Annotated in this window: 6 protein-coding genes; all 6 read right to left on the minus strand. The window is 45.7% G+C overall.

Annotation, left to right across the window (positions count from 1 at the left end):
• Positions 1–111: 111 nt before the first annotated feature.
• The gene (locus tag ACG2E4_RS17925; protein ID WP_395262393.1) at positions 112–3552 is read right to left on the minus strand and encodes a SusC/RagA family TonB-linked outer membrane protein; all 3441 of its coding nucleotides are present in this window, start codon (positions 3550–3552) and stop codon (positions 112–114) included.
• 61 nt (positions 3553–3613) lie between these two features.
• On the minus strand, positions 3614–4714 hold the full coding sequence (locus ACG2E4_RS17930; RefSeq protein WP_395277448.1) for a FecR family protein: 1101 nt from the start codon (positions 4712–4714) through the stop codon (positions 3614–3616).
• Between the two features lie 459 nt (positions 4715–5173).
• Positions 5174–5557: a hypothetical protein gene (locus ACG2E4_RS17935; protein ID WP_395277449.1), complete on the minus strand. Its 384-nt coding sequence runs from the start codon at positions 5555–5557 to the stop codon at positions 5174–5176.
• Between the two features lie 161 nt (positions 5558–5718).
• Entirely contained in the window at positions 5719–6288 is a 570-nt protein-coding gene (locus tag ACG2E4_RS17940; RefSeq protein ID WP_395277450.1) for an RNA polymerase sigma-70 factor, read from the minus strand.
• A 102-nt stretch (positions 6289–6390) separates the two neighbouring features.
• On the minus strand, positions 6391–7914 hold the full coding sequence (locus ACG2E4_RS17945; RefSeq protein WP_395277451.1) for an arylsulfatase: 1524 nt from the start codon (positions 7912–7914) through the stop codon (positions 6391–6393).
• Positions 7915–8165: 251 nt separating this feature from the next.
• Positions 8166–8420, minus strand: a 255-nt coding sequence (locus tag ACG2E4_RS17950; protein WP_395277452.1) for a sulfatase/phosphatase domain-containing protein, incomplete at its 5' end; no start/stop codon positions are given.

Below are 8420 nucleotides of genomic sequence, written 5' to 3' on the forward strand. Positions count from 1 at the left end.
GACCGGCTACCGCTGGATCTGAATCGCAACCCCTGATGGGGCTAGCCCCATCAGGGGTTCAATATAACAGGACAGAGTTTAGTTTACACTACCCTTAAGTGTTAAAAACAATTAAAGATTAAGCTTTATACCCAGTGTTGTCACTCTTGGCAAAGGGTAACTCACAAAGTCTAACCCAGGTGCCAGGTTTCCGTCCCCACTGGCATTGTTGTAATTCGTTGCCTCTGGATTACTTCCGCCATAATTTGTTAATAACAATGCATTTTGTACGCTAACATACACGCGTGCACTTTGCATGATACCATCCATTAATTCTTCCCCAAGAGTATATCCAAGGGTAACATTCTTCACCCATATATGAGAATTGTCTTCAATTGCCCCAGTATTTATATGTCGGAAAAACTGGCGATTACGAAGACCGACAGTACCTGGAACTTCTCCATTCCCAGGCTCTTCAGGAGACTTCCAACGGTCTTGCACATCCGTAGACACATTAAAAACACCATCTATATTATGATAATAGTGATGGTCTTCACGATAGCGCTCTCCACCATAGGAGCCTGTTAAAAGTACTCTTAAATCAAAATTGTTAAGCTGGAGTGAATTTGTCATTCCCCATGTAAAATCCGGGTAAGGATTACCGATAATTGCAAAGTCATGGGGTTCAGACAGGACTCCGTCACCATTAACATCTTTCATTTTTAAGTTACCTGGAACAGCACCCTGGTATGACGGTGAATTGGCAATTTCTTCTTCGCTTTGGAAAATGCCCTCAATTACCCATCCATAAAACATGCCAATAGGCTCACCAACCTTCGTTATGTTTGACTCTAACCCCCCACCTCCAAATCCTGCAAAAATAGGGGCATTATCTCGACCTAATTCTAACACCTTATTTCTATTGAACGCTATATTAAAATCGGTGCTCCAACTCAGTTTTTGTTGACTAATGTTGTTAGAATTGATTGATAATTCTAAACCTCGATTTTCAACATCACCGCGGTTTTCAGTTACATTTGAAAACCCAGAGGATTGGGGAATTTCAACATTAAGCAATAAATCTTCAGTATTTCGGACATAATATTCAGCATGAAGTGTTACTCGGTCCTCCCAAAGTCCAAGATCCAGCCCGAAATTGATCTCACTTGTGCGTTCCCACCCAAGATTTGGATTACCAAGTTGATTTAATATTCTACCAGACGCTCGACTATTCCCCAGAACGTAATCACTGGTTCCAATCTGGCTCAAGTGGGTATAATTCCCAATATTATAATTACCAGTTATACCATATGACCCTCTAAGTTTCAATTCACTAATCCACGACAATTCTTCCATGAAGGGCTCTTCGGATATACGCCAGCCCAAAGCTCCTGATGGGAAAACACCCCATCTGTTATCACTACCAAATCGAGAAGAACCATCCTGACGAACAGTTGCCGTAATTAGGTACTTATTCTGGTAATCATAATTCATTCTAGCCAGATATGATACCAAAGACCAGTCCTGCTTATTTGTCCCCCCAAGTAACCTGCTTGCGGCATTTAGTGTCTTTATTTCATCATCTGCAAAATCTTGACCGTTTATATTCGCCCCCGTTGTTCTGTCTTGCTGAACACTAAAACCAAGTAGCGCCTCAATACTATGACTTCCCAAGAATTCATCTTGATAAGTCAAAGTATTTTCTGTAGCCCAATTGAGACCAGATGATGCTATGAATGATCCACTAGGTATTACTGGGGGAGGCTGAAAAAGGTTGCCAACGTTCGAAGGATGAAATGTTTCCACCTGACCATCTGAAAACTCTACATTCGCAGATGTTTTAAACCTAAGTTCATCAAGTAAATTATACTCTACATATCCATTTAATAATCCATTAAAAGTACGAGAATCATTCTTTATGTCTTGTGACTCCAGCACTGGATTAGGATAATTAAATGTCCCGGTGTTACCGATCATCTCATTAAAACTTCCATCTTCGTTATATACAGGCTCCAGTGGGCTTGCTACTAACGCAGTTCCAAATCCAGGCTCACCTCTTCCAGCACCTCCTATAGCTACCTGAGCCCTATTGGAGAATGTAGGAGCTAAATTAATTCCTGCACTTAACTTATCACTTATCGTAGCATTCACATTAGCTCTTAAAGAGAATCGCTGATAGTCGGTTCCGAGAACAACTCCTTCCTGTGTTAGAAATGCCCCTGAAATATATGACTGAATATTATCACTACCCCCACTAATATTAAATCTTAAATTTTGCATGGGCGCCATTCGTGTAACCTCATCGTACCAATCCGTCCCCTCACCATACTGTTCAGGATTTCTATATTCTTCGGGTATATCATCCATTGTGGGTTCCCGATTTTCTTGAAATCGAATTTGATCTGATATTCGTTCTTTTTGAAATTGTGCAAATTGACGGGCATTCATCAAGTCTGGCTTCTCTTGTTGTCTAACTTGCTGCCATCCAGTGTAGGCACTAATTTGTACTTGCATTTGCCCAGAGGTGCCTTTCTTCGTTTCAATCATTATTACACCATTAGCTCCCCTAGAGCCATATATTGCTGTAGCTGATGCATCTTTAAGAACAGTTATTGATTCTATATCCTCAGCCGGAATATTACTTAATGGGTTAGAAACGACTGAACTCGATCCAGAAATTGGAAAACCGTCAATAACATATAAAGGCTGGCTACCAGCACCTACAGCACCTATACCACGAATCTCAATAGTTGGTCCACCTCCTGGTATACCAGCCGGTTGATTCACATTTACACCTGACACTTGTCCGGCTAAAAGTTCGTCACCTCCAGTAACAACTTGTTCACTCACCTTTTCCATTGTGACAGATTCGACAGATCCAGTCACATCTTGTTCTTGCTGCGTACCATAACCCACCACAACCAGCTCCTCACCAGCAACTGCCTGTGTTTGCAGAGCCACATCAATATTCGTTCTTCCATTTATCGGCACTTCCTGCGTTTGATACCCGATAAACGAAAACACCAGCGTATCCTGCAGGGAGGGAACACCCAGCTCAAATCCTCCTTCACTGTCGGTGGAGGTACCCGTGGTCGTACCCTTCACCACCACGTTGACGCCCGGGAGCGGGTCACCGGAAGCGGCGTCCGTGACCTGGCCCGAGACCGTCTCCATTTGTTTGGGCAACTCACTCCCGCGCATAATGATGAAGCTGCCGGTTGCCCAGTATTTTAGCCCGGTTTGGTATCCGATTTGATCCAGTATGTCAAACACTTTTTGCTTTTCGGCATGCAGCGTTACATGCAGATCACCGGCCATCAGATCTTCTGTATAAACTATTTGAGCCCCAACTTTCTTTTGTATCCTGTTCAGTACCTGCCGCACCGGCATCTCTTCAACATTAAGAGAGATCCTCATCTCCAAAAGCTGATCCGGCACCGTCTGCAAGGCGATATTGCGGTTTTCCTGCTGTTCGTTATAATCGGCCAGTTTCTGCTGCGCCGATACAGCTGTTGCAATTCCCAACAGCGTGATAAATAACAGATAGAAGCTGCATTTGTATAACTTCCCCATGGGTTCCCTTTTTTAGTTAGTAATTGATAAACTTGTTTATGTTCTTGCGTTAAACCTGGTCTTATTGTTCCCGATATAATCGTACGCGCTGGTCCTCGATGCTGTACTGGGCATCCAGCGAAATGCTCAGCACTTTAATGACGTTTTCCAGTGACTGACTTTTTTCAAACGCGGCGGTGAGCTTCTTCCGGTACAGTGCCGAATCAGCCACCTCAATATGTACCTGGTAGTGGTCTTCAATTTTTCTAATGACCGATGAGAGCGGTTCAGCATCAAAAATCAGTTGATTTTCAAGCCATGCCAGCGCTACATTCAGATCTGCTTTTTCGACGGTTAATTTCTCTGCCTGGGCCGTCACATCTACTTTCTGGCCCTCTGATACAATCACCGAAGAATCATCGGAGGGGGGCTCCTCTCCGCCATCCAGCGGCATTTGCCCGTTGCTTCCCTCGCTTTTTCTGGGAGAAACCTTCACTTTTCCCTGTGATACCACCACTTCCGTTTTCTCTTCCCCGCCATTCGTCTTCACATTGAATTTGGTGCCGATATCCTCAACGCGGGCATTATTGGCATACACCACAAACGGGTGAGGGTGATCGTGGTTTACCTCGAAATACGCTTCGCCCTCCAGATGGATATTCCTGGATTTCTCCTCGTAATCATCGGCGTAATGGAGGGTGCTCGATTCGTTCAAAACAATTTTTGTGCCATCCCTCAACCGCAGGTTAAGCCGTTCTCCAGCCTGAGAGGAAACCGTCCGATACGTTACCTGCTCTTGCCGGGCTTGATTTCCTGCATTCATCGAAACCGAGTACACGTAAAAACCATAGGCCCCGGCAAGCACCAGCAACACCGCCGCCACTTTCATCAGGGTATTGATCGTAGAATGGTAGGTCTTTTTCGGCATGTACCCGATACGCCCGGACACTTTCTTTTTTCGTTCTGTGGTGTGTTGCGAAAGATCGGCCCAGGCGCGGTCCACATCGCCTATTTTCAGCGTTCCGGAGATCTCCCAGACTTCACGCAGTTGCCTGAGCACCGCCTTGCGCGACGGGTCTTCTTCCAGCCACTGCCGGACAAACTGCTCGTCGGCCTCGCTGTAGTCACCGGATATGTAGCGTATGACTTCTTCGGGATACATCTTAAATAAATTGGAGTTCATGGATAATGATCATTTCCGATTGTTTTCCCTTTCTGTTACTATAGACGAGGGTGTTGAGATCTACCACGACAAGGATCTGCATTTTATTTAACTATGCGAAACAAGCACCTGAGGCCTCTGAAGGCAGTTTTTAGGCAACTGTACAGCGAGCCATTCAAAAGAATTAATAAATCCTGCCTGTTCGGACCGTTTATTGTGCGCGAATGGTGCTAAAGAAATGAACAGGAGTTTTCTATCAGAGAAGTGCGAAATATTAGGATTGCATATGGGCGAGCAAAATAAAACGATAAAATGCAATCAGCGAACGGTACTACACTACCTAATGCATCCTCAAAAAGTCACAATCGCTCCTTCCCGATGGAAGAGTTGTTCATTTTTTGTATGACCAAAAAACGAACCAAAAAAGTCACCATAAAATCCCAGATATTGATCTCCCGGAGACTCCAATCCGGCCCTTGCTTATCCACACCACGTGGTTTTCCCGGAAACAGTTGCAGGGATTTTCTGGACTTGGGGCTGCCACAAAATCTGGTTCATATCCTTCCGGCCTTGCGATTTCTGAGCCGCCCGGGCAAATGCAGCGAAGGCGTTAAGAAAGAAACTCTGCAACGAATAATGGGAAGACCCAGGCAAGTGGGAAACCTCTATCAGCAAGGTGGGGCTGCCCACGTGAATATCTGGGTTTCTTTTAGCCGCAGCGGAGTGCAGCCAGGCGAAGAAATCCACCGCCGGTGATTTTTTGGGTTCGTTTTTGTTCACACAAAAAGGAACACCCCTCCATGTCAATAATACCTTATGCTGTACTACTAACGCACCATATTGCCATAATCGAATCGCAGACATGCACGGTTTTTCGACAAATAAGGGGAATTCCTTGCACCCAACTGGCATAATAAATACTCTAATTCATTGGTAATCAATGAGTTAATATGAGTGGGAGGATGCCCTACCTACCAGTTCAGAGGCGATGTTACTTATCTATGATAAAAATTTCGGTTGCAATGTCATCCCACCAATAGAACGGCGGCCAGGGTCAACAGATGCTGAAATCGATCACGCAGGGAGTTAAGTGCCCGGCTGATCTGCGTCTCCACCGTATTTACCGAAATATCGAGAAATTCGGCGATTTCCCGGTAGGTCATTCCTTCATAGCGGCTGAGAATAAATATCATGCGTCTCCGCTTGGGAAGCGACTGGATTGCTTTCTCCACTTCTTCCAGCACAAATTTCTGGTGAAGATTTTTTTCAAGGTCCGAAGTCATTGGTTTTTCCTTTCTCAGTGCCTGCTTTTCCTGCTCCCAGTTTTGCACTACTTTTTTGTGTTTCAGATAGTCGAGACTCATATTCCTGGCGGATGTGTAGAGGTAGTTTTTTACGGATCTGTTAATCTCGATCGATTCGCCTTCCTCCCAGATTTTGGTGAACAGCTCCTGTATGATCTCTTCGGCAATCGCTTCGGACTTTACGTATCCCCATACAAATTTAATCAGTCGGTCGTAGTAGCTGCGAAACAACGTTTCGAACGCCTCCGGGTCCCCTGCCTTGACCTGTTGAAACAGCTGCTGATCCCTCATCTAAACAATCGCTAAGTAAAATTGATTTTGCACAATTCTATTATAACATAAATGCAATCATATCGAAAAATTGAAACTTCATTACGAGAGGGCCTTTGAAAATTATTCAGCTGGTCGACTTCCACCTTCCCTGTCGTAGTCTTGAAGTAAGCGCTTTAAGCGATTGACCACATCGGGATGATTGAGCCAGAGATTATTCGTCTCGTCAGGATCTTCCTCGAGATTATAAAGCTGACCTTCCGGTCCCCCTGGTTCTGGATCCATAGATGCAGGATCCGAGAACCCGCCTGAACCAAGTGCTTCAATCAGTTTCCACCGGCCATCCTGGATAGTTCGAACGCCGCGGCTTGATACACTGACCACCGGTGGTCGAACAGCTTCTTTTTCCGGCTGTTCACCTGTAAGTACCGGAACCAAACTAAAACTATCTTCTCCGGCATTCTGCGGCAGTTCGGTGTTGAGTATGTCAGCAAATGTAGCCATCAGATCGGTAAAAGAGATCGTCTGATCGGTCACTGCTCCATGATCTACCACTCCCGGCCAGCGAACAATAAACGGCATGCGATGACCCGCCTCGTAAACATCCCCTTTCATCCCGCGCAAACCTCCCTGGGAGTCGTGCCCGAACTGTTCTTTGTCTTTGTCATACCAGACAGGCCCGTTGTCGCTTGTAAAAATGACAAGCGTTTCATCGGACATGTTTTCCTTATCAATGGTTGATAAAATCCTGCCAATCTCTGCATCCACCATCGCCATAAAATCACCATACATCCCGGCGTCACTTGCTCCCTCAAACGCTTCGGTCGGCAGCCACGGGGTATGAGGAGCTGGATAGGCCACATAAAGAAACAGAGGTTTATTCTGATTGCTGGAATTGTGATTCTCAATCACCGCTATCGATTCATCCGTAAAGCGCGGCAAAACGTCTATTAATTCAAGATCGGGTGCAATCCCCCCTTCCCGCCAGAACGCACCCTGGATGTCCGTCCAGATGCCCCCGCTGTAATTATTGCCAATCGAATCGGATGGCGGATTTACCACGCGGTCATCCCGGATGTAAAAATAGGGCGGAATATCTGTCGAAGCCCGGATTCCAAAGAAGGAGTCAAATCCACGATCCACCGGTCCGCCGGATAAAAGCTGATCTTCTGCATACTGGCGATAGGCAGCCCGGGTATTGTTCCCGCTTTCCTGTGCATTTTCCCGACTGGCCTCAATAGCAGCCGATTCGTCAAACCCCAGGTGCCATTTTCCGACCATCGCCGTGTGATATCCCTCCGACTGCAGGAGCGAAGCTATTGTCATGCGATCTTCGTCAATCACCGGTTGTTCCGGCCACACATTCGTATTCGTTCGAAACGGATAGCGACCTGTCAACAACCCATACCGGGAGGGATGACATACCGCGCCGGGGGCATGTGCATCCATAAAGCGGATCCCTTCACTCGCAAGTCCATCAATATTGGGAGTGGGAATTTTCGATTCCGGATTATAGCTCCTGAGATCGCCGTAGCCCATATCATCCACGAGAATGAGGACGATGTTGGGTTTTGATGGGTTTTGAGTATTTTTTTGTTCATCGTTTGCACATCCCAATATGAGAAGAGCGGATACAAATAAAAGCAACGTATTCAACGGGTTACCAAATAAAGGATTTGTCCGGATCATATTTTCAGGAGGCTTTTGAATTATCTGCCACTTTCGATTCCTCTCAAAATCGAGGTGTCAGGTAGAATAATTTGTCTCTTAGAGGGCGTTGAAAACCAGGAGTTTTGGTCAAGAACAACCCCTGAGCGGATTCGGAACCGCAGTTTATATCTCATAAATGAGGATTTCAAATCCGCGAAAAAGGGACGTAGTACAAATCTCCCTGCCAATTATTCACCCGGCCAATAAGGCAGCGGAGCACCTGTTTCCTGGAGCCACCCTTCCAATTGTTGCATTAATTGTACCCTTTTTCCAGGCATCTGCCTGGCAAGGTCTGTTTCCTCACCTGGATCATCCGCGAGATTGTAGAGCTCAACATCACCTGTTTCGTAGAATTTCATAAGTTTCCAACGTTCAGAACGTACTGCGCTCACTGGACCTGTTCTCCATCTTGAATTCGGATACCCCGGAAAATGCCAGTACAA

It is taken from the genome of Halalkalibaculum sp. DA384, assembly GCF_043951955.1.
Taxonomy (GTDB): domain Bacteria; phylum Bacteroidota; class Rhodothermia; order Balneolales; family Balneolaceae; genus JAMQKA01.